Genomic DNA, 22,546 nt, shown 5'->3' with positions numbered 1-22,546 from the left:
CATTTCGCCGGTTCACACCCCCGTGAATCGAACTCTATTCCCCCAAAAAACATAGTGTGATGGGAAATCGTATACCGCAAATACCTTGCTGATCCCAATACACGAAGGGCGGTTGCGAGAGTATTCTCGCAACCGCCCTTCGGGGGTTTCAGCCTATTGATTCAGTCTGATGGGAATCAGGCCATGGCGTTCTTGGAACGGGCCTTGAGCACCACGGTCGCGCCGGCACCGGCTAGCAGCAGCGCCACGACAGCGAACAGTGCGGTGCCCGCGGCACCGGTGAGCGGCAGCTGGGTGACGGACTTCACGTTCAAGACGGTCTTGTCGGTGGTATTGACCAGGTCATATGGATCTGAAGCCTTGGTCTTCGCAAGGACAGCCTGACCATCTGCAAACGTGACGGTGAAGCTCGGCTTGAAGTCGAGGAACAGTCTGGTGGCAACCTTGGTTTCCTTCACGGTGTAGGTCTTCGTTGCGTCAAGGCCAGTGACCTTCACGGTGCCGTCAGCGGCAGATATGAGGGTGTTGGTGGCCTTGGCGGTGATATTGGAAGCGGCCTTCTTGTAGGAACCGTCCTCCTGCTTGACGAAGTACAGCGTGGTGTTTCCGTCCAGAACCTGGAATTCGGCACCTTCGATGCCCTGGTCATCCGCATCGATCTTCATGAAGTCAAAGCCGACAAACTTGGTCGTAACCTGAACAGGGGTGCCGTAGTTGTCGAGTTCGTTGACAACACCGTCTTCAACGTCGGCATCGTCGTTCACCACAGCATTGAAGGTGACCTTGATGGTCTTGCCGGCATACTTGGCCGGATCTTTCACAACCACGTCGAAGGTGGCAGTACCGTTACCGGTCACGTCGGCAGACGGAACAGTGAAGTCAGCCGCGGAGACTGCAGTTCCATCGGCGAAGAACTTGAAGGTACCGGCCTTGATGGTCAGACCAGTGCCCGGCGTATCGGTGAACTTGAACGCGGACGGAGCCGGGTTCGCAATCTTACCCGTCAGAGTGTAGGTCAGAGTGTCGCCGATGGCGGCAGAAATCTTGTCGACTGTCTTGGTCTTGTCTTCACTCTTGCTGTTCTTCATGTTCACGGTATTGTCGCCAATTACCGGATCGGTCAGCTGCTTCTTCTCTGCATCGACGGTACCGGAAGCCACGATCATCGGAACGGCCTTGGTCACAGTACCGGTCTCTGTCTCTTCAGCTTTATCGATGAACACGTAGATGCCCGGCTCAAGGTCCACAGTGGCGGACCAACCGCTCTGGTCAGAACCAGTCGGTTCGGTTAGCGTGACCGTCTCGCCGCCCGTCAGCTTGCCTTCGGACGCAAGCGCCTCGGCGAAGTTACGGGTAACGTTGCCACTTGTCGCATTCGTGGCCCACGGACGGGTGGCGGAAATATCCAGATAACCTTCGTTCAAGGCGGCAGCCAGGTTATCCTGAGTCGTCGTGGTATATCCGGCCGTCTTCAAAGCGGAATCCACCGCTACCTTGTTAGCGGTGTTCGTGGCAACGCTATAGACGACATCCGTACCAGAGCCGTGGGTAACGTAATCACCGATCTTGTACGCGGTCAGGTTAGCGTTGGTCAGCTGATCCTTAGTTTCAGCCGTGAAGGTGAATGTTGCCGTCGCGGTGTCGGCCTGAGCACTGGTTGCACCCAGGGCCATGCCACCCAGCAAGGTCGCAGCTGCGGCGATGCCGGCGAAAAGTTTCCTCATCTTCATGAGAATCCCCTCTTCCTATTGTTGTTGTTACTTGTCTCTGCAATCGCGGGAGGCGGGAACCCAACTTGCTCCCACGATCCGCAAATCTTGATTTGGTGACTGCCGGGCCGCCCTAGATGTTGGCGAGCGGCCCAGCCGCACAGCGACTCAGACGAGACGCTTCTTACCGCGCCAGATTCCAGCCGCGCCGATCATCAGCGCCGCCATTCCGGCGATTCCGCCGCCGACCAGCAGCCACTGGCGGTCCGTCGTGCCGCCGGTAAACGGCAACACGGACACTTGGATGTAGTGGTTGGTGAAGGTGACAGGATCAGAGACGTCCTGCTTCTCGGAAGCCGAGTTACCGTTATCGTCAAGCACCTTGGTCACGGATGACACGGAAGCGTTCCACTCGCCATCAGTGCTCTTTGCAACGGTCACCACGACTTCATACTTCGCCTTCGAATAGTGCATTGCGGAGGCGGAGCCCTTGTTTTCCGTCACATTGTACGTGTACTCGGCTTCGCCTGCGTCGTAGGTGATGTTGCCGAACGCCGCAGCGTAGCTAGCGGAATCGGATTTCACCGACACCTCACATGATTGCTGGTTTTGGCAGACTTCCGGCAAAGGCGCCCCGTCCGTTGCTTCCAACGTGAAGTCGAACTTGTCGGTTGCCGTCCATGCGCGACCAGCCAGATTCTTCTTCACTGAAACGAGGTTCTCCAACGTGACTTGCTTCAACGTGTTGGTGACGGTCGCATTCAGCGTTCCCGCATCATCGCTGGAGGACCACACCATCTGCTCGGTCAAATCCTGGCCGTCGCTATAAGTGACGTCATAGCGATCGTTGCCCGAAGTCTCCACCACGGAATACGTGTAGCCCGGTTGCAGGTTGTCAACCTCAGCGGTCCACTTATTTTCCGCGTTGAGAGTCAATTCGTTTCCAACGGACTCAGCCGTTGCACCTTCAACACCGGTTGCCGTACGTTGAAGCTGAACCGTCACAGAATCATTAGCATGCTTGCCGTTACCGTCCGACCACTGCTTGGTGATTGTGATCTTGCCAAGCTTGACATTTACGACTGGCTTGCCATAGTCAACGGTCTTTTCCGTACAAGCAGATTCCTGATTCCCAACTGTAGTGACGATGCAATAGGTCAGCTTTGCTGCTGTATTGGAATAGTAACCAATATGTTTGCCTTCGTCGTTGGTGACAGTCTCCGACTTATCACTGGTGCCATCATCAGCGACATCCGGATATGTTTGTCCATTCGTCGCATAATCCGCATACGCTTGTGCGCTCGGCTTGACTTTGAATGACACCCCGTACGTATCAGCCGCTCCGGCTTCAACACCGTCAGTGAATTTTACCGTCAAGGTCCTGGTTGATTCAACATACGTAGCTGTATAGCTAGGTGTGGCCTTACCTTGAGGTGCAGTCACCGTCACCTTGTCAGTGACATCTCCATCAGTTAAATCAACCGGATCGACCCATTGCGTCAATGTATCCGTGATGGAGTAGACCTTGACCTTTGATGTTGAGGTGATGCTGGAGTAAATCTGCTCGAATGCGTTTGTCAGATTTGTGGCAGTGGTGCCATCAAGCTCCTTACCTGTGACGGCCTTGGCGTCAGACGCAAGATTAGTCATCTTATTAGCGTCGTTCGAGGTCTTCACCACATATAGTGCCGCTTTGCCGCGATTGTTTGCCTCAGCTAAAGCAGCCGCATAGTTAAATCCGTATTCATCCGAATCACCATGACCATGTACGCCGTCAGAACGTTTATCATCCGGATTTGTCTTCCAGCTATAGGTATCCCGCCGCGATGAGGCAGCCTCACACGCTTCTTGCGTTGTATATTTTGAATCATACTGATTATGATGGAAGCATCCTCCATACGAAGTTACGCGAAAGGTCGGGTTACCATCAGACAGGAAGATGATGTACTTCTTCACTCCTGCACGACCGGAAGAAAGACCATTGGCTTTCTTTAGGGCGTCCTCCCAGTTGGTGCCACCATTAGGGGTATCTGTGATGGCGGACGCAATGGCATCAGCTGAAGTAGTAAACTTCCCGTCTAGTTTTACTGTAGCCTTGTCGCTGAAGGTGACCACGGCCATCTGAGCCTGCAGACTCGGATCAAGCGAAGAATTCGCCGTAGTCAGCAACTTTTTAGCAAGTGCATTTGCGGCAGTCTGCGAATTTGTATCCCGACTACCCTCCATACTGCCGGATTTATCCATTACCAGAATGACATCAGCCGGTGTAGCGGAAGCGATTGAGGTTTCGGAGTTGTTCCCGGTCACGTTGAGGTTCAACGTGTATTGATCACCGTCGCCCTCGGAAGAGGCGTCTTTGACTATCCACTTCGTGTGATCGGGGGCCGCAAGTGGCTTAATCGTGGGAACCGTTGCCGAATCCTTCGCGGTCAGTGTGGAGCCACTGGCGACACCACTTGCAGAAGCTTCGTTCGTGAACGAACCTTGAGCAGCCTCTGCTTCCGTCAATGTATGGGTCGCAGTGCATTGAATGGTCGCTGTAGGCGCCAAAGTCGCTGCCGGCAAAGAAGGCGTACAGGTCAGGGAGCCCTCATCGGCATTGGTATCCGTCAAAGTCACAGTGCTCAGATTCTGCGTACCGCTATTCGTAATGAGGAAGGAGTACGGGACTTTGTCGCCCTCGGCATATGCGACCTTGTACTGCTTGCTCTTCGTGTCGTGGTATTTGCTGAGCATGATGCCGTTGCTTGCTTCCACGGTCTTTACTTGAACACCACGAATATAGTGTGGTTGCTTAGAACCACCAGTGGATGCAGAGAAGCCCATCTTGACAGTGGCTGGCAGAGCATAGTTCAACTCAACATTGTTATAAATCGTTGTATCGCCGACGATGACGGTAACCTTGGAGTATTCCGTCACGGTACCGTCAGCACTCGTTTTCTGAGGAGAGATGATGATCCGAACTTTAACGCCATCAGCCCCGTCCGTATAGCTACTGCCGACCAGCGGCGCCTTGCTCGTCGTAAGTCCGGTATACGTTTTCGCATCCGTCACCTTGCAGTAGCCCGTAGAGCCGTTACCTGCACCACGCAGAACGACACTATTCGAAATTTGACCAGATCGATATTGCGTGCAATCCGTTCCACCTACCCAATCCGTATCATTTGCGAAATTACCGTAAACATCCAATCCAAGACCGAGTACGCCCTCAGAGAGGCCATCGGAGGGTGCACTGCCTCCACGGGTATTGGCGTATCCCAGACCTGCACCACTAGCGCCGGTTGTCGTCAGCTCCTGATTGCCGTCGGCCAAGAAGAAGCCTATGCCATCAGCTCCCGAGGAGCGTGCAGTCTGATATTGGTAGAAGGTGACGTCCAAGCCGAGAGAAGTATCAAGCTGGTGGTTAAACACCGCACCGCCGGTGGCATCGTTCACATCTCCTGTCAGCTGGAGCAAACCATTCGATTGGTTGTAGATTCCGCTATCACCATTGGCTTTCCTTTTGGCCGTACATCCTTGAGTTCCGCCAGCTGTCAAGCACGCATCATTGAGAAGGATCCATTCACGTCCAACGGTGGTACCCATAAACGACTCCGTCGCCAAGGTGCCGGCTTCCTCCTCCGCCACGGCAGTGGTGGCGGTGGCGTAGCCGACGCCGCCGAGCATGGCGACTGCGGCGATTGCGGCGATGATTCGTTTGGCCAAGTTCCCCTTTGGCCTCACCTGGTGTTCGCGTATGTCTTTCATATGCTTCGTCCCCTTACGTAGCGCCCCTCTCTTGTGGCGCTAGGCCTTTTCTCCCGTGTTTGCACCGCGTACAAGGCATACGCGACACGACACTGTTTCAAGTCTGGAAGTTAGATGAAAAGGAGGTAATTTTCATACACCCTAAACGTGGGAAAGTCGGGTGGTGTCATGACATAAAAACCGCTCCAAATCAACGAATATTCACTATATTCAGTACCCTAATCTTCGACAAGGAATACCCTATTTGTTTACTTTCCGGTGACATGCGTCATCCACGCTTCGGCCACCGGGCCGCATGCCTGCGGATATGCCACGGCCGACGGCGCAGCCACAGCAGCACCAACCCCAACAGCAACGTCACCACCGCAGCGGCGATCGCTATCGATCGCGCATCCTTCGCCGCGTCCGATTCGGCGGGAATCACGTCAGGAATCGACGAACGCACGGCGGAGACCAACAGACGTTGCGTATTCACGCCGTACGGCGTACACGTCATCAACGTCACGCGATCCTCACCGGGCACGATCTTCAGCTTTGACGTATCGTTCGGCTCGATCACGGAAATGCGGTCCACCTGGTAGCCGAGCGTATGGCCCATCACGTCGAGATAGAAATAGTCGCCGACGCGCATCTCGTCGAGCCGCGTGAACATGGCGGCGTTCACCAGCCCGCGATGCCCGGTGATCACGGCATGCGTGCTCGTTCCCCCCACCGGCAGGCTACTGCCATACAGATGACCCGCACCGGAGGCCAGCGCGGACTGCGACGTACCATGGTAGATCGGCAGCTTCACCGAAATCTTCGGAATGCGAATGGTGCCCATCACTCCGCCGCCGGAATCCAGCAATCCCTGATATTCCTCGTCTTCGGAACTCGCGCTACTGTCATCGTCATCCGTCTCGCTGGCCTGCGAGCCACCCTGAATCGCAGCGAACGGATCCTTCGCCTCACCCAGAACGGGCTGCCCCGAGGTCGCAAGCCGTTCGTTATATTCCTCCGCCGCGGCGAACGCATCATCCGCCTGCGGATACGGCCAATTCGCAACCGTCCGTGCGGATTGCGACGACGTACGCGACAACTCCATCGCGGAACGGTACTGCAATGCCGCCGGAAAACCGCCAATGCAGATTGCGGCGACGATCAGCAACGCGCCAACCGCATACATCATGTGTATGCTGCGACTATTCCTGCGGCGCATGCGCATCTCATCGGAAACGTCGATCACCTCATCGAATGCGGGCTGGCGCCAGCCCGTTCCCGCCGTTTCCGTTTCCATCACATCCTCAATATGCAATGTCTCATATCGTGACTTCCGCATCAGCGACTCTCCGATCTCACCAAATCCAGTCCGAGGCAGCTGCCTGACACCCTTCGGCAACCCGTTATTTTATGACGAGCTGCCGCAATACACGCTCCAGCTCGTCAATACGCAACGCCTGCCGCGCAATCAGTAGATCACGTTCGTTGATGGCCAGCTGAGCCTTCGCCATCTGCGACAGGCCATCCTCGGGATCGTCCGCATTCGATGCCCCCCATTCTGGCTGCGTAAGGTCCTTATGCTCCAATACCTGCAAACCATCGGCGTCGAAGGCGTACGAATCGGTTTGCTTGCCGGATTTCGCCTTCTTGGCCTGCCGGCGCTTCCATCTGGAAATGCAACGTTCCACACGCTTGTATCCGATGAGCTTCGGGTCGAGGCCGGCCTCACGGAAAATGGACGTGGGCGACTCCCCCGCGTCGTAACGGCACATGCATTCGACCCGAAATTGGTCGGTGTAGCGAATATGGGAGGCGCTGACGCTTTTGACCGCGGGCAGACTGGCCAGATAGGCGCGCTCCTTGGCAGTGAACTTACCGTCGATCATCATTGCCGCTTCTGCTCGAGCGCCACAGCAAGACCCGTAAGGCCGCCCGCGAACCGCATATGTCTACGAAAAGCCCCCCAAGAAGATATTCTCATACAACGACCCCCTTATGTGGTTGTAATACGCCGAATTGTATCGGGGGGATTCTTCCGGACACCCTCTTTATAGCCCCCACGCAATATTCTGGCCGCCTCCGCCGCCTACATGGCCGCGCCTTTCTTACAGCGAAACGAATCAAGGCGGGCAAGGGCAAGACAAAGGGACGGAATAGCAGATTCGAGCCGCGAATCGGGCACACCTGCCAACGGCCCGGCAAACCGCAAGACACCACGCCAAGCATATATTCCTATACCCCCATATTTCCGAATATCTCGTAATCCATTCGTATGTATCCTACGCGGAAAGGGGAAAAAGCGGAGGGTGTACTCCCCTCGGTCGCACACGAAAATTAGGCTGAGGGGCATGACGCAAGAGCTTGTTTCCCTGACCATCATCATGGCGGTCGCCGCACTCAGCCCAATCGTGGTGCAGCTGGTTCCCGGAAAATTCATTCCGCAGACCGTGCTGCTGCTGGCCGCCGGCGCCGCGCTCGGCCCGTACGGTTTCGGCGTGATCACGGTGAATGATGCCGTGAAGCTCCTGAGTGAGCTCGGCCTGGCATTCCTGTTCCTGCTGGCCGGCTACGAAATCAATCCAAAACGCCTCGCCGGGCATCAGGGCAAAATGGGACTGGTCACATGGCTCGTCACCCTGGCGATCGCATGGGCCGTCATCACGCTCGTGCCGTTCTTCTCAAAACAGGGCATGAACGGATTCGCCGCCATAATCACCCTGACCACCACCGCGCTCGGCACGCTGATGCCGATCCTCAAAGAACGCAATCTTGAAGGCACGCCGGTCGGCGACGCCATCATCTCGTACGGCACGTGGGGCGAGCTCGGACCGGTGCTGGCGATGGCGGTGCTGCTGTCCACACGCACCGGCTGGCAGACGCTGCTGATTCTCGGCGCGTTCCTGGCCATCTGCATCATCTGCGCCGCGGTACCGGCGAAAGCGCGCAAAACCGGCCATATCGCATACCGCTTCCTCACGGAGAACGCAAACACGTCGTCGCAGACCATGATGCGCATGACCGTTTTTCTGCTGATCTTTCTCGTCACCATCTCCGCACTGTTCGACCTCGACGCGGTGCTCGGCGCATTCGCGGCCGGATTCATTCTGCGCTACATCATTCCCGACGGCATGCAGTCGCTGGAGACGAAGCTGGAAGGCATCGGCTACGGCTTTCTGATCCCCGTCTTCTTCGTGGTGTCCGGAGCCGCGATCAACGTGCAGGCCGTGGTCGGGCAGCCGGCGCTGCTCATCACCTTCATTGCGATGCTGATGCTGATCCGCGCCGTTCCCGTCTATCTTGCGATGTCGCTCGACAAGAAGGAGAATCCGATGTCGACGCACCATCGCGTGACCGTTGCGCTGTATTGCACGACCGCACTGCCGGTGATCGTGGCCGTGACGTCGCTGGCCGTCAAGGTCGGTACGATGCAGCAGACGACGGCGTCGACGCTGGTCGCGGCCGGCGCGGTCACCGTATTCCTGATGCCGTTGCTGGGATCCCTGACGTACCGCATCGCCGACTCCCATCCGGTGACCGCGTTGCGGGAGATCGCACGCACACCCGCCGACTGGCATCGGATCATGCATGACCATGCGCAGGTGCGCGCACTGCTTCGGCATCAGGACATGCTCGACAGCATGACCACCGATCTCAAGGCGAATGGCCATCGTGACGACCATCGTTTCATCCTGGCCAAACGCGCCCGTCGTGAAATCAGCCGTCGCTTGGAAGAGCTGGGTCTCGACCCCAACAAGACCGACCGGCTCCCCCGCAACTACCGGTACCCCAAGAACTGACGCTCTAAGGACCGACGCCCTAGGAACGCCCCAGGAACCTTCGATCGGGCGACTCCCCCTTTTTTTGGGTGGGTCATATTGCCCTCACGTTGCCCTCACTCCACCGATTTCAGCGAACTGACCGGCTCGATCCGATCAAGCACCGGATTCACGAACAGTTGCACCAGCAACGCGAACGCCATGGTCGCAGCCGCCGCAATCACGTAACTGATCGGCTTGACCTCCACCTCGAAATACAATGCGGGCATGTTCAGCGCAGCCGTGAGCAGACCACCGATCCAGCGGCCCAACGGCAAGCCGATCACCACACCCATGGCCGTCAGAATCATCATCTCCCGGTTCACATACCGGTGCACTTCACGGTCGAAGAATCCCAGCACCTTCAACGTGGCCATCTCGCGCACGCGCTCCGACACGTTCGTATTGGCGAGCGTGAACAGCACCACAAGCGCCAGTCCGCCGGCGAGCGCGACGATCAGGGCGACCACCGCGCCCATGAGATCGAATTTGAAGCTGGCGGCCATATCCGCGCAGCTCATCGTCTTCGTCACCGAATCATCCTTTTCGAGGGCGTCGGCGTACTTGATCTGCGCGTCATCGGAGCCGGTGAGCTTGGCGTATACGGCGTTCCAGATCAGGGAGCCGCCGGAATTCGAGCCGTCCGATTCTCCGGAATCGGACGTTCCGGACCCCGAACCGAACAGTTTGCCATAATATGACTCGCTCACGTAGATGTCGGAACCGATGAGGTTACGCGTCACCGTGCTTACCTTGGCTTTGACCTGCATTCCATCGCCGTTGGTGAGGTTCACCGTGTCGCCGGCCTTAACGCCCAGCGCATTGGCCGCCGACTGCGAGACGATCACCCCACCATCGCCCAGCACGGTTTCTGAATCGTTCTGTTTGTCCGATTCACCAGAATCGGACATTCCGAAGAGCTTGCGCACGCCATCCCACCCGGACGTGACCGGCTTCAGCGTAATCATCTCGTTCAAGTCATCCACATGCCCCTCGGGCACCACCACAAGCTGGATGCCCTCGCTGCCCTCACCGTTCGCCAGATCGCCGGACTCGATGCGCACGTTCATGGTCGCACTCATACGTCCATCCGCCTGCAGCTTCGCGCGCATCGCATCCGCGTCCGCATCGTTCGCGACGACCATCAGATCGTACCGGTAAATGTCGCGATACTGTTTGACGCCAAGTTCCGCCACGGTGTCGTTAATCGCGAGACCGCATACGATCAGCGCAGTGCATCCGGCCACGCCACCGACCGTCATGATCAGACGTGATTTGAAACGGAAGATGTTGCGTGCGGTGACCTTGCTCAGGAATCCCAGGCGGTTCCAAATCGGCGTGACTCGTTCCAGCAGAATACGCGATCCCGCGCGTGGGGCCTTCGGACGCATCAGATCGGCGGGCGTCTGCCGCATCTCTTCAGCGCATGCGTAGATCGTTGCGCCGAGCACACCGACCACGAACAGTGCGATGCCGAGCGACCCGTACAGCCAGTCGTACTCGAGCCGCACCCCCGGCAGCACATACATGCCTTGCACTACCACCAGCAGGAACGCCGGGATGCCAAGGAATCCCAGCAATAGTCCGAGACCGCCGCCAATCAGGCAGGCGAGCAACGCGAACAGCATGTAGCGTGCGGCGACTTTCAGCCGCCCATAGCCGAGGCCGGTATAGGTGCCGACAAGGCCACGGTCCTCTTCGACCATGCGTGCCATGGCGGTCAGGCTCATCATCACCGCGACCAGCAGGAACACGACCGGAAACGCGTTGCCGATGGATTGGATCGAACTCAGGTCGGATTCAAGCGCGCTGTACCCGCCGAGGGACGAGCGGCCCTGCACATACCAGCGTACGTTCGGCACACTGCTTTCGAGCTCGTTTTCCTTATCCTGGAAGGTTTGCTCGGCGCTCTTCTTCCGCTCGTCCAACTGCGATTGCGCGGCATCGAGTTGCGCCTTGGCCTCCCGAAGCTGCGGGCTGCTGGAAATTACCGTTTCACGCATGGTTTCACGAGCGGATTCGTCCGTGGCCGAACCCGCGCCCGCGCCCAGCATTGCGTTTTGCTGCGATACGATCTGATCGATCTGTTGATTGAATTGATTGCGATTCTCGTCTATCTGCTTCTGCGCATCCGCGAATTGCCGATTGGCTTCGTCTCGCGCCTCGTCGATCTTCTTCTGCCCCGCATCGAGGAGCTCCTGCCGACGCGCTTTCTGTCGGTCGGTTTTCGTGGTGCCCTTGATGCGGTTCATGACCTTGTTGACAATGTCTTCATAGGATTCGTCAAACGTGCTTTCGTCGGCCGCGCCTTTGACCAGTAGCGTGACCGACGTGTAGATGGTGCCGGTCACGCCGTCGGATGGTGCGAAGAACGTGTAGTCGCTCGTCGCGGTCGAACGGAATGAGGTCATGGCCGAATACCCGTCCGGATTGCTCAGATTCTGCGGATCGAGCACCACGCCTACGATTTTCAGTTCCGTCGGGAATTCCGGCGACTGCTCATCCGTCGCCTCCGATGTGTCCGATTCTGGCGAATCGGACATCTGGGTATCGGTTTTGCCTGCCTGTTTGTCCGATTCGCCAGAATCGGACACTTCGGATGCATCGGGGGTGACGGTGATGCGGTCGCCGATGCCATGGCCGGAATCCTTGATGAATTGCTTGGTGACTGCGATCTCACCGGATTTGGTCGGCATGCGACCTTCCTGCAGGTATGGCTGGTCGATGCCGTTCGTTCCGATTTCCTGCATGGTAACGGATTTGTCGCCATCCACATCGATGGTCACGCTTTGCGAGCGCTCGGCCTGCACCTTCCGCACGCCGGCGACACGTCGCAATGCGGCGACGTCGGCGTCGGTCAGTCCGGCCGTCGACAACACCTGGATATCATGCATGCCCTGATTGTCGAAGAATCGGTCCGACGCGAGGAACGCATCGCGGCAACCCGCATAGATACCGGTGAGCACGGCCACGCCGAGCAGGGTGATCATGGCGATCGAAACGAACCGTTTCCACGATCGCAGCCACATACGAATCATGTCTTTGACGAACGCCATCGTGTTCCTCCAGACGTGTGCCCCTTAAGAAAACCCATCTCTTATTGAACACTACGAAGCTGGGGGACATGCACCTGTGACACACGTCATTCCCCTCGCACAGGAGATACCTTTATATGGCCTGCCATCGGGAACCCCTCCCATCATGAACGGCACCTCACGGATATGAGTGCACTTGGCTACAATCAGTGGTGTTCCAAAGCCAAGAGAAGAAGGGCAATTCATGAGCGTCGTCAATGCCGTGAAGAAGCCACGCGAAACCGACGACGTGCCGGTTCCGCCGACGCTGCGCAAATCATTGAAAAATCGCCATATCCAGTTGATCGCACTGGGTGGGGCAATCGGCACCGGCCTGTTCTACGGTTCCAGCGAATCCATCGGCCTCGCCGGCCCATCCATTCTGCTCGCCTACCTGATCGGCGGCCTCGCGATCTTCATGATCGTGCGTGCGCTGAGCGAGATGGCGGTGGAGGACCCGAAAGCGGGCGCGTTCAGCTACTACGCCACCCGCTACTGGTCGAAGCGCGCCGGATTCATCTCCGGTTGGAACTACTGGTTCAACTACGTGCTCGTGGCCATGGTGGAGCTTTCCGTGGTCGGTTCGTTCGTGAACTACTGGTTCCCGAATATTCCGAAGTGGGTGTCGGCGGTCGTGTTCCTCGTGGCCATCGCCGCGCTGAATCTCATGGGCGTGAACAAGTTCGGCGAATTCGAGTTCTGGTTCGCCATCATCAAGATCGTGGCCGTGATCGCCATGATTCTCGGCGGGCTGTACGTCATCATCGCGAACGTGCCCACCGCGTCGGGCATCCGTGCATCGTTCGCCAACTGGTTCACCATCGACGGCGGCTTCTTCCCGCACGGCCTGATGAGCCGCAATGCGGACGGCACCTGGACGGGCCTTATGATGGCGCTGGTCGTGGTGATGTTCAGCTTCGGCGGCACCGAACTGATCGGCATCACCGCGGGTGAGACCGAGAATCCGCGCACCACCATCCCGAAGGCCACGAACGGCATCATCTGGCGAATCCTCGTGTTCTACATCGTGGCGCTTGGCGTGATCATGGCCGTGGTGCCGTGGAGCAGGATCGACGGCAATTCCAGCCCGTTCGTGCAGATTTTCGATTCCGTGGGCGTGCACGCGGCCGCCGGAATCCTCAACTTCGTATGCCTGACCGCCGTGATGAGCGTGTACAACTCGGGTCTGTACGCCAACTCCCGCATGCTCTACTCGCTGGCGAAGCAGGGCAATGCACCGGCGTATCTCGGCAAGCTCAGCAAGCGCGGCGTGCCGGTCGGCGGCGTGGTCACCTCCGCCATCATCATCGCCATCGCCGTGGTGGTGGTGTTCGTGTGGCCGGAGTTCGCATTCAACTATCTGATGTCCATCGCCACCATTGCGGCCGCCATCAACTGGACGATGATCATGGTCACCGAGCTGAAGTTCCGCCGCGTAGTGGCCGCAGGCGACGGTCCGGCCGAACTCAAGGGGCTGAAAGGCAGGGAGGCGCTTGACAGAATCGCCTTCAAACTGCCGTTCGCCCGCGTGACGCCGTACGTGGTGATCGCATTCATGGCGCTGGTCGTGGTGCTGATGTGCTTCTCCGCAAGCTACCGCATCGCCGTATACGCCGGCATCATCTGGCTGATCGTGCTGTTCGCCGCCTACCAGCTCACGCAGGTGCGGGGTGGCGCGAAGCAAGCCGAAACGCAGAAGGCCGAGTGAAGCCGAACCCATCCCTCCGGTCGGGTCCGTGGTGCGAAACCCATGGATCCGACTTTCTTTTTGCATCATAAAGCGGAACCCATGGGACATGCTCGGATCGCAAGCAGTCCCATGGGTTCCGCACCATGAATCAGTCCAATCGGCTACAGCGCCTCCACCTCGAGCACAATCGCCTCGAGCGGCCACAGCGGCGGCAGCTGCAGGCCGACCTGTTCAAGCAGCCTGCCCGAAACCTTGAAACCGTCCAGCTGCGCCGCAGTGACCCACTTCGGGGTGTTCCAGCCCCAGCGCACTTCGCCGACCTCGTCGTGCAGGCGTACGCTGTACGTACGCTTCGGGTCGAGGCCCTTCATGCGCAGTCGCTCGGTGAGCACGTCACGCAGATTGGTGACGGTGGCGACCACCCACACGGCATGCGTGCCGTCATCCGAGACCACGCCACGGCCGCGCAGCGCCGGATCCTTGAAATCGGCATGCATCACGGTGCCGTGATGCAGCACGCCGCGCAGTTCCTTATACAGATTCACAAACGCCTTGAGCTGTTCGATCTCGTCATCGGAGCATTCGAGAATGTTCCATTCGAAACCGGAGCAGCCCTCAAGCGAGATGGCCGCACGGTAGCTCAGTTCGGTGGCGCGCCAGGTGGAATGCGCCGGCGACGGGCCCACATGCGCGCCAATCATTTCCGGAGGCACCACGAGTTCGGTGTAGCGTTGGATGTCCACGCGGTCGCGCGGATCGTTGGAATCGGAGCCCCAGATGCGGTCGGCATGCTGCAGAATGCCCGCGTCGGTACGCGCACCGCCGGAGGAGCAGCTTTCGATCTCCAGCTTCGGGAATTCCTTCTTGAGATCGTCGAACAGCCGGTAGCAGGCAAGGGTCTGCTCATGCAGACCGTAGCGGCCGTCATGCACCGGCTCGGTGACATCACGATTGTGATCCCACTTGATGTAGTCGATGCCAAGCTGCTCGACAAGCGCGGCCATCTGGTCGTGCACATGCCGATAGGCGGCCGGATTGGCCAGATCGAGCACGTACTGGGTGCGGTAGGAGACGTCTTCGCGGTACGGCACGGCCTCCGGGGCGGCGAGAATCCAATCCGGGTGCTCGCGGGCGCAATCGGAGTCGAGGTTCACCATTTCCGGTTCGAACCACAGGCCGAACTGCATGCCGAGATCATGCACATGCCTGGCGATGCCGTCGAGACCGTTCGGCCAGACCTCCGGGTCGACCACCCAGTCGCCCAGGCCCTTGGTATCGTCACGGCGCTCGTGGAACCAGCCGTCGTCGAGCACGAACCGCTCCACGCCCACGGCCGCGGCGCGGTTGGCAAGTTCCTTCAGCGTGGCTTCGTCATGGTTGAAGTACACGGCCTCCCAGGTGTTGAGGGTGAACGGCCGCGGGCTCGACACGTGCTTCGGCAGGGAACGCAGCCATGTATGGAAACGGGCGGCCATGCCGTCAAGGCCGGTTGCGGAGTAGGAGAAGCACACTTGCGGAGCCGTGTAGGATTCGCCTGCGGCCAACTGGATCTCACCGGGGCCGAGCAGTTCGCCCGCACCGATGAGCGGCTCATGCGGCGGCATGTTGTCGATGCGGTAGGTCTGATTGCCGCTCCATGCGAGATGGCAGGCCCAGATTTCGCCCTCCGACCACTTCGGTTCACCGTCTGAAACGATGAACATCCACGGACTTTCATGACCGGTCTTGCCGTGGCGGCATTCACGGGTCACGGAGCCGGACGGCATCGCGGCGGTGCGAGGCTGCTTCTCAAGCGGCCAGCGGCCGGTGAACTGGGTGAGCGTATCGGCGCGGCGCGGCATCGGCAGCGTGGACTCCAACCAGTTGACGGTCAGCGCGGCGGCATCCGGATCGTTGGTTGCGTCGATGTTGGTGACGGTCTGCTCGACCAGCACCAGACCGCCCTTCTTGATGGAGAGCTTCAGTTCCAGCTTGACGGCGTTGACGGCGTCTTCGGCCACGATGTTCAGCACATTGGCTTCGGTCTCGCCACCGGCGGCGGCCGGAGAGGCGCTGACGGAGGTCCAACGCACGAATACCGGCCTGCCGCCGCGATGGGCCTCCAAGCCCGGGCGGCCGGCGAAGGCTTCGGCACCCTGCGGCAACAATGACGGACGAAGCGCGGCATCCGGCTTCTCCTGCGGCGGAGTGACCTTCAACGTCATCGCATCAAGCTGGTTCAGCACGGATTCATCGGCCGTGATGCCGAAATCCTCCCCCCAATACTCAACCTGCGGCATTTCGCCTTCCGGGGTCTTCAGCACGAGGCATACGCCGTCACGACGCAGCACAACATGAGGTCCCTGATCAAACATCGTTGTCTCCTTGGGCTTTTTGCGTGGGTTATACGGCAAGGACGTCAACCCATGCGATGAGCGTAATTGACTTTTATGAAAAACAAGTATATATTAAGCGCTTAAGTAGAGCAAATGACGGCATGGCGTTCTCCATATGACGCATTGCACGCAACACACGATAGCATTGGCGCTAAAAGGGGTGATTGACATGGCATTGGACACGCATCTTACCGAGGAACAACGGGAGGCCATCAACACATTGGCCTCGACCCCGGCATACGCCAACGAATCCAAGCTCTCCATCTTCCGCCAGTTACCTTGGAACAAGAAACTGGAATACTTCCGCGAACATTTTCTGGTACCCGTCACAGCCGCGGCAATCATCATCGCGTTGACTACATTCCTTGTGGTGCGCTTCGTCTCCCCCGACACCCGCCCCGCACTGTATGCAGCAGTCGTCGACGACGCATTGACCACCACCGGAGCCACGAATCTGCAAAACGAACTGGAAGAAAAATTCGGCGTCAACGTGATCATCGACGACTATTTCGATATGAACAAAGATGGCCTGACCAAGTTGCAGACCATGCTCTCCAACAAGCAGATCGACGTGATCATCGCCCCGCATAAGGTTTTCAAACAACTAGCCGGCTACGGATACCTCACCAATCTCGAATCGACCGTCAGCAAGTCCGACAATACCAAGCTCGACAGCGCAACCGTGCAACTTAAAGGCTTCAGCGATGCGGATGACGACGGTCTCGATTCATCCGGCACCGGCAAAGGCGCCGCGAAATCCTACGGATTGAAACTTTCCGATGCGGCGGGCTGGACAAGCATCGCGGACAGTGACCACGATGCGCTCATCGGCATCGCAACCGGCACCAAAAACACCAGTACCGCGCAGCGGTTCATCGACTGGCTGTACCGATAGGCAGTTGTGACCGCATCACAATCGCATGACGCCGTACATAACGCAACAGCAGCGCATAACGCAATAGCAGCAACCGAAGGACTGACATGGCATCGAATTTCTTTCGCGAAGACAACCCGTACAACGTGGTGATGAGCACCATCGGCGATCTGGCGATGCTGTCGGTCGCCTGGTTCGTCGGATCGATTCCGATCGTCACCATCGGCATCTCCACCTCCGCCGCATGCGAGGTGACGCGCACCATGCAGGAGGCACGCGATCACGGCATCTTTCGCGGCTATATCGCCGCGTTCAGACGACGCATCGGCACGAATTTCGCACTATCGCTGATCATCGCCGCAGTATGGGCGCTGGCCGCCTTCGACTTGAGGTTCCTGTCGATGCAACGCGGCGGTGACACCATCTCGCTCGTCTACGGCGTCACCGTCGCGGTGTTTGCGATTCTCGGCGTGATGCTGGCGTTCGTACTGCCGCTTTCCGGTCGCAGCAAGCTAAGCGTGACCGAACAGATCAGACAATCGTTCAAACTGGCCGTGCTCAAGCCGCTCGTCGCCATCGCCGTGTTCGCGCTTGACATTCTGCCAATCGTACTGCTGGCCACCGTGCCGGGCGCCATCATATGGGTGCCGCTGCTGTGGATTATCGTGGCGAGCGGCGGCTCATTCTGGCTACAGATACTGATGATTCGCAAGGCCTTCAAGCTGGAATAGCCGGAACCGAGCCGGCGGGCCGAATGCCCAACGGACGCACATAGGAACCGACCTGAGGGCGCACCTGCTCAAGCGAGCCGTCGGGCAGATGATTGAGCGGGGCGAACACCGTCTCACGATGGCATCCATCTCCGCCGGCCCATCGACCGGACGGATGGTAGGCGAAACGATGATAGGCGATAATCCATTCGTCAGTGCCGGGAATGTTCACGATGTTATGGTGGCCGGTGCCGTATAAGTGAAGCCTGGGATTCTGCTCGACCAGCACGCGGGGTTCGCTCCACGGCCCCGCCAACGATTCGGCTACCGCGTACTTCACGCAGTATGCCGGGTCCCTGGTGTCGTTTTCCGACCAGCTCGCGTAATACAGACCGTCATGCCTGTGTACCCAGATCGCCTCTCGAAAGTCACCCGGAATCCAGCCGATCGCCTTGGATTCGTCGAAGCTCAGGCAGTCGTCGGAAAACGGCGCGATCCACGCCTTGCCATTGCCCCACAAAAAATAGCGGGTGCCGTCATCGTCGATGAATACGCCCGGATCGATGGTATGGCAGCTGAAGGTCCCCCTACGCACAATCGGTTCGACAGTAGGGATGAAAGGCCCATATGGAGTGTTGGCCACGGCGGTGCCGATCTGCGAATCAGCCACGAACAACAACACATATCGTCCGTCGGCGTTACGCGCTATAGACGGCGCCCACGCGCCATCCGAACCCGTCCACCATGGTACGTCGCGCAGGTCGAGCGCCGGGTAACGCTCCCAATCCATCAGATTGTCGGAAACGTACACGCTGAACGCAGTGGAACCCCAGTCATCGACGCCGTCGTCGGTGCAGTACAGAAAGTATCGGCCGTCGAAAATTGCCAGATTCGGGTCGGCGCAATAGCGATGCAGTGGATTGGTGGCAAGTGCGACGTTGTTCACGCGATACGGCAGATCATGCCGATCGATGGTTCGAGCGGACGTTTCCACAGCACAAACGGGGGCATCGATTTCAGTCATTGCAACCTCTTCTTTCAAACTATTCGCGTCAATTCACACCGATACGTCAGTCAGGAGCGGCCGGGTCGAGACGGGACGGACAATCCCGCACCGTCTCGACCCCCCAAACCCGATCAACCTTTGACGGAACCGGCGACCAAGCCGGAAACAATCCACTTCTGGCAGAAGATGAAGAAGATAAACACCGGCAGCAACGCCAGTACGGTGATGGTCATAAAGCTCGGCCAGTCGGTCGAGAACTGACCGACCGCGTTGTAGACCTGCAGCACAATGGTACGCAGTTCAGAGGAGCTAATGAACACGTTGGCGTTCATGAAGTCGTTCCACGTACCCATGGTCTGGAATACGATGACGGTGGTAAGGATCGGCTTGATCAGCGGCATCACGATATTCCAGAAGATACGCAACGGACCGGCGCCGTCGATGCGGGCGGCCTCGATCAGCTCAAACGGCAACGAGCGCATGTAGCCGACGATCAGGAAGTAACAGAACACGGCACCGCCGAGATAGATGAGCACCAAGCCCGCAAGCGTATTGACGAGATGTACGCCGGCCTCCATGCGATACAACGGAATCAGCGTGGACTGCGCGGGCACAACGAAAGCGACCATGAGCACGGCCCCGACGGCCGAGGTAAAACGGGACTTGCGCAGGATCATGCCGTAGGCGGCGAGCGCGCCGACGATCACTTGAATGGCCACGCCGAAGAAGGTAACGATGACTGTGTTCCACAGCGAGCGCAGAATCGGCACGGTTTTGAAGGCGTTGATGTAGTTGTCGAAGGTCCAATCGTTCGGTAGGCCGAGTGGATTGACGTTCATGTCAGCGATGGTCTTGAACGTGTTGATGACGATGTACCACAATGGCATGGCGCAAACGAGTGAGATGGCGATCATGACGATGCTGGTCACGGCGGATCCGATGCGCTTGCGGGCGGTGAAGGTCATGCCCTTGGCCTTAACCGAGGTCTTATCGACGGTTGCGTTGCCCATTATTGGAACCTCCTCGAAATCAAGTTAGAAATGCCCATCTGCAAGAAGACGACGACACCGGTGGCGACGAAGAAAAGCACTGCTAGGGCGGATCCGATGCCATATTGGGACTGACCGATGCCCTGTTGGATGATGGATTGCGTAACGGTATAGGTGGAGTAACCCGGTCCGCCCTTGGTCATGGTGTAAGGCAGGTCGTACACTTTCAGGCCGCCCGACATGAGCAGAAAGGTGGAGGTGACGATGCCCGGCATGAGCTGCGGCAGGGTGATATGGAGGAACTGCTGCCACTTGTTGGCGCCGTCTACGGTGGCCTGCTCGTACAGGTCGGCAGGAATCGCCTGCAGAAATGCCAGATACAGAGTGGCATGCCAGCCGATCTGCGCCCAGATGGCGATGAAGATTACGCAGAATTTGGCAAGAGCGTTGTTGCTCAACCACGGAATCGGATCGATGCCAAAGATGGAGAGCACGGAGTTGACGACGCCCGTCTTCATTGGAGAGAAGATATATTTCCAGACCATGCCCATGATGGCAAGCGATGGTACGGAAAAGAAGAAGAACAAGGAGCGCACGAAGTTGCAGCCAATGAACTTCTTGTTGAGTACCACTGCCAGCGGAATCGCCAGACAGGTGACACCGACCATCACGATGACGGCGTACAGGATGGTGAAACCGAGTCCCTGCAAGGTTGATGAATCGGAGAATACTTTTTTGTAGTTGTCGAGACCGACCAGATGCATGTTCATGCTATAGCCGTTGAAGTCGGTGAACGAGTAGTACAGGGTCTGTGCCAGCGGCACCAGGAACAGCACCACGAAGAGCGCGAGGATCGGCAGCAGAAACCAGAACGAGGTCAGGTCGTCATGGAACGCACGAGCCTTACGGCGCTTGCGGTTCAGTGCTTCATTGATTGGCGGCAACGTGCGTGCCGCAGTCGCATTGCTCATGTTTGCTTCTTTCGATTGGCCCTTCGATTGATAGGGAGGGAGAGATTCCGGCCGGAGGTCAGAAGAGAGGCCGGCCGGAATGTCGGCCCGGAAGGTTTCGCTGAAGATTCCTCGGATTACTGGGCCGCAGCCATCTTGGCGTCGATGTTCTTGGCCCATTGGTCGACGGTGATGGTTCCCTGCACAAGTTGCTGAATCTCAGCGGTGTTGGTGGAGTTCAGCACGTCGGGATTGGCATAAAAATTGGTGATAAGGAAATATTTGCCGGTCTTTACGTTGTTCTCGTACACGTCCTTATACTGCTCGGCCACATCGGAGGTAAAACCTTCGACGGTGATGGCGTCGCCATTCTTGCTACGCTGCTTCAGGGACCAGTCGGAGACCATGAAGTCAAGGAACTTCTCGGCGGCCTTGAGCTTATCACCGGAAAGCTTGGAGTAAATGGCCAAGCCGGGGGACGGCGAACCCTGCGCATACTGCTCGTGATTCTTGTCCATCGCCGGAATCTGGGCGAAGCCCCAGTCGAAGCTCACCTGTTCGAAGGTGGAGAAGTCCCATGCGCCAGTGGTGTACATGGCCACCTGACCGTTGGTGAACTGGGTTTTGGCATCGTCGCCGCTTACGCCAACGTTGTCTCGGGAGGCATAGCCCTGCTCGTAGACCTTCATCCACGCCTTGACGGCTTCCTTCTCGTGTTCGCCCGGGGTCTGTGGATCCTCGGAGGCGAGCGTGGTCACGTCAATGCCTTGTTTGGCGAGAATCGCACCGGTGAAGGAATCCGGAATACGGTCCGCGCCATCTCCGATCGCCTCGATATACGGGCTGATGCCCGCATCCTTGAGTGTCTTGCACAAGGTGAGGAACTCGTCCCACGTGGATGGCACGGCATCATAGCCAACCTGCTTGAGCAGTTCCTTGTTGTAGGCGATGCCTGCGGCCCAAGACGAGATGGACTGACCGTAGAGCTTACCGTCCCGGGAGACGAAGTCCTTGTTGGCCTGCGAGAGTTTTTCGGTGTAGGATTTGCCGGTCATGTCCATGACGTAGCCGTTGTCGATGAGATCGTTCTTGTTCTCGGAAGTGATGATGAACACATCCGGGGCTTGGTTGCCGACCAGTCGTGTCTGCAGGGTCTGGATGTATTCAGCGGTCGGCGGAGCGTAGCTGAAGTCGATTGCGACATCCGGATTTTCCTTCTCGAATTCCTCGATGAATGGCTTCATCACCTGTTCGTTGTCCCAGCTGAGGAAGCTGATCTTGGTTTTGCCAGCATCCGCATCGGATCCGCAGGCCGCCAACGGCAGCAGCATCGCCCCAGCGGAGACGGCTGCGATTACCGTCTTCGTGATTGCCTTGAAGTTCATGGTCTTCTCCTTTTCGCCTTGGGCGCCCGCGCCCGAACCCTGCGTTGGCGTGGCCTCTGCGCCTCGCCTCCTCTTTTGAATCGATTATTTGACACGATTCAAAAAGCTGATGACTCTGTTATACACCCATGATTTGAATCGTGTCAAATTGTTGAGATACACTATTGCGCAGTACAGGAAACGGATACCCCAGCATACGAGAGACAGCCGCTGTACCACCGGGAATCCAAGCGAATTGCAACG

14 protein-coding genes are annotated in these 22,546 nt (G+C 58.0%); 4 read left to right on the top strand and 10 right to left on the bottom strand.

Translation table 11 applies throughout. The annotated features are described in order from the left end of the window. Positions 1-176 precede the first annotated feature (176 nt). The 4 genes from BMOU_RS07125 to BMOU_RS07110 form a co-directional block, all read right to left on the bottom strand. A complete protein-coding gene (locus BMOU_RS07125) occupies positions 177-1,730 on the bottom strand; it encodes an isopeptide-forming domain-containing fimbrial protein (RefSeq protein WP_034876227.1) in 1,554 nt (517 codons plus the stop codon). Positions 1,731-1,877: 147 nt separating this feature from the next. Further along, positions 1,878-5,414 carry a DUF7604 domain-containing protein gene (locus BMOU_RS10730; protein WP_235143742.1) on the bottom strand — a complete coding sequence of 1,179 codons (3,537 nt, stop codon included), beginning with the start codon at positions 5,412-5,414 and terminating at the stop codon, positions 1,878-1,880. A gap of 310 nt (positions 5,415-5,724) precedes the next feature. Beyond that, entirely contained in the window at positions 5,725-6,732 is a 1,008-nt protein-coding gene (locus BMOU_RS07115) for a class C sortase (protein WP_051428935.1), read from the bottom strand. A 106-nt stretch (positions 6,733-6,838) separates the two neighbouring features. Next, on the bottom strand, positions 6,839-7,324 hold the full coding sequence (locus BMOU_RS07110) for an HTH domain-containing protein (protein WP_034876223.1): 486 nt from the start codon (positions 7,322-7,324) through the stop codon (positions 6,839-6,841). A 459-nt stretch (positions 7,325-7,783) separates the two neighbouring features. Here BMOU_RS07110 and BMOU_RS07105 point away from each other — a divergent pair, with 459 nt between their 5' ends. Further along, positions 7,784-9,232 (top strand): cation:proton antiporter, encoded by a 1,449-nt coding sequence (locus BMOU_RS07105; RefSeq protein WP_034876220.1) that lies wholly within the window; start codon positions 7,784-7,786, stop codon positions 9,230-9,232. A gap of 95 nt (positions 9,233-9,327) precedes the next feature. On the opposite strand, the gene BMOU_RS07100 is transcribed toward BMOU_RS07105, so the two are convergent. Next, complete coding sequence (locus BMOU_RS07100; protein WP_034876218.1) at positions 9,328-12,306, bottom strand: ABC transporter permease; 2,979 nt, start codon at positions 12,304-12,306, stop codon at positions 9,328-9,330. A 223-nt stretch (positions 12,307-12,529) separates the two neighbouring features. Here BMOU_RS07100 and BMOU_RS07095 point away from each other — a divergent pair, with 223 nt between their 5' ends. Further along, the gene (locus BMOU_RS07095) at positions 12,530-14,032 is read left to right on the top strand and encodes an amino acid permease (RefSeq protein ID WP_034876215.1); all 1,503 of its coding nucleotides are present in this window, start codon (positions 12,530-12,532) and stop codon (positions 14,030-14,032) included. 143 nt (positions 14,033-14,175) lie between these two features. On the opposite strand, the gene BMOU_RS07090 is transcribed toward BMOU_RS07095, so the two are convergent. Beyond that, positions 14,176-16,368 (bottom strand): alpha-galactosidase, encoded by a 2,193-nt coding sequence (locus BMOU_RS07090; protein WP_034876214.1) that lies wholly within the window; start codon positions 16,366-16,368, stop codon positions 14,176-14,178. Positions 16,369-16,558: 190 nt separating this feature from the next. Here BMOU_RS07090 and BMOU_RS07085 point away from each other — a divergent pair, with 190 nt between their 5' ends. Both BMOU_RS07085 and BMOU_RS07080 read left to right on the top strand, forming a co-directional pair. Next, positions 16,559-17,284 carry a hypothetical protein gene (locus BMOU_RS07085; RefSeq protein WP_034876212.1) on the top strand — a complete coding sequence of 242 codons (726 nt, stop codon included), beginning with the start codon at positions 16,559-16,561 and terminating at the stop codon, positions 17,282-17,284. 86 nt (positions 17,285-17,370) lie between these two features. Continuing rightward, positions 17,371-17,994 (top strand): DUF624 domain-containing protein, encoded by a 624-nt coding sequence (locus tag BMOU_RS07080; RefSeq protein WP_034876209.1) that lies wholly within the window; start codon positions 17,371-17,373, stop codon positions 17,992-17,994. On the opposite strand, the gene BMOU_RS07075 is transcribed toward BMOU_RS07080, so the two are convergent. The 4 genes from BMOU_RS07075 to BMOU_RS07060 all read right to left on the bottom strand — a co-directional run bounded on the left by BMOU_RS07075 (position 17,981) and on the right by BMOU_RS07060 (position 22,303). Then, positions 17,981-18,997 carry a family 43 glycosylhydrolase gene (locus BMOU_RS07075; protein ID WP_034876207.1) on the bottom strand — a complete coding sequence of 339 codons (1,017 nt, stop codon included), beginning with the start codon at positions 18,995-18,997 and terminating at the stop codon, positions 17,981-17,983. The genes BMOU_RS07080 and BMOU_RS07075 overlap by 14 nt on opposite strands. 113 nt (positions 18,998-19,110) lie before the next feature. Next, complete coding sequence (locus BMOU_RS07070) at positions 19,111-19,944, bottom strand: carbohydrate ABC transporter permease (protein WP_034877385.1); 834 nt, start codon at positions 19,942-19,944, stop codon at positions 19,111-19,113. Between the two features lie 44 nt (positions 19,945-19,988). After that, complete coding sequence (locus BMOU_RS07065; RefSeq protein WP_081738516.1) at positions 19,989-20,939, bottom strand: carbohydrate ABC transporter permease; 951 nt, start codon at positions 20,937-20,939, stop codon at positions 19,989-19,991. Between the two features lie 116 nt (positions 20,940-21,055). Beyond that, on the bottom strand, positions 21,056-22,303 hold the full coding sequence (locus tag BMOU_RS07060) for an ABC transporter substrate-binding protein (RefSeq protein WP_034876205.1): 1,248 nt from the start codon (positions 22,301-22,303) through the stop codon (positions 21,056-21,058). Positions 22,304-22,546 lie beyond the last annotated feature (243 nt).

Source organism: Bifidobacterium moukalabense DSM 27321 (assembly GCF_000522505.1).
Taxonomy (GTDB): domain Bacteria; phylum Actinomycetota; class Actinomycetes; order Actinomycetales; family Bifidobacteriaceae; genus Bifidobacterium; species Bifidobacterium moukalabense.
This window is presented reverse-complemented; position numbering and strand designations above follow the sequence as displayed.

Bases quoted from the DNA above. Each gene is read 5' to 3' on its own strand.
- BMOU_RS07090 (WP_034876214.1), bottom strand. From the start codon at position 16,368: ATGTTTGATCAGGGACCTCATGTTGTGCTGCGTCGTGACGGCGTATGC.
- BMOU_RS07085 (WP_034876212.1), top strand. From the start codon at position 16,559: ATGGCATTGGACACGCATCTTACCGAGGAACAACGGGAGGCCATCAAC.
- BMOU_RS07060 (WP_034876205.1), bottom strand. From the start codon at position 22,303: ATGAACTTCAAGGCAATCACGAAGACGGTAATCGCAGCCGTCTCCGCT.
- BMOU_RS07080 (WP_034876209.1), top strand. From the start codon at position 17,371: ATGGCATCGAATTTCTTTCGCGAAGACAACCCGTACAACGTGGTGATG.
- BMOU_RS07110 (WP_034876223.1), bottom strand. From the start codon at position 7,324: ATGATGATCGACGGTAAGTTCACTGCCAAGGAGCGCGCCTATCTGGCC.
- BMOU_RS07125 (WP_034876227.1), bottom strand. From the start codon at position 1,730: ATGAAGATGAGGAAACTTTTCGCCGGCATCGCCGCAGCTGCGACCTTG.
- BMOU_RS07105 (WP_034876220.1), top strand. From the start codon at position 7,784: ATGACGCAAGAGCTTGTTTCCCTGACCATCATCATGGCGGTCGCCGCA.
- BMOU_RS07065 (WP_081738516.1), bottom strand. From the start codon at position 20,939: ATGAGCAATGCGACTGCGGCACGCACGTTGCCGCCAATCAATGAAGCA.
- BMOU_RS07115 (WP_051428935.1), bottom strand. From the start codon at position 6,732: ATGGAAACGGAAACGGCGGGAACGGGCTGGCGCCAGCCCGCATTCGAT.
- BMOU_RS07095 (WP_034876215.1), top strand. From the start codon at position 12,530: ATGAGCGTCGTCAATGCCGTGAAGAAGCCACGCGAAACCGACGACGTG.
- BMOU_RS07070 (WP_034877385.1), bottom strand. From the start codon at position 19,944: ATGACCTTCACCGCCCGCAAGCGCATCGGATCCGCCGTGACCAGCATC.
- BMOU_RS07100 (WP_034876218.1), bottom strand. From the start codon at position 12,306: ATGGCGTTCGTCAAAGACATGATTCGTATGTGGCTGCGATCGTGGAAA.
- BMOU_RS07075 (WP_034876207.1), bottom strand. From the start codon at position 18,997: ATGACTGAAATCGATGCCCCCGTTTGTGCTGTGGAAACGTCCGCTCGA.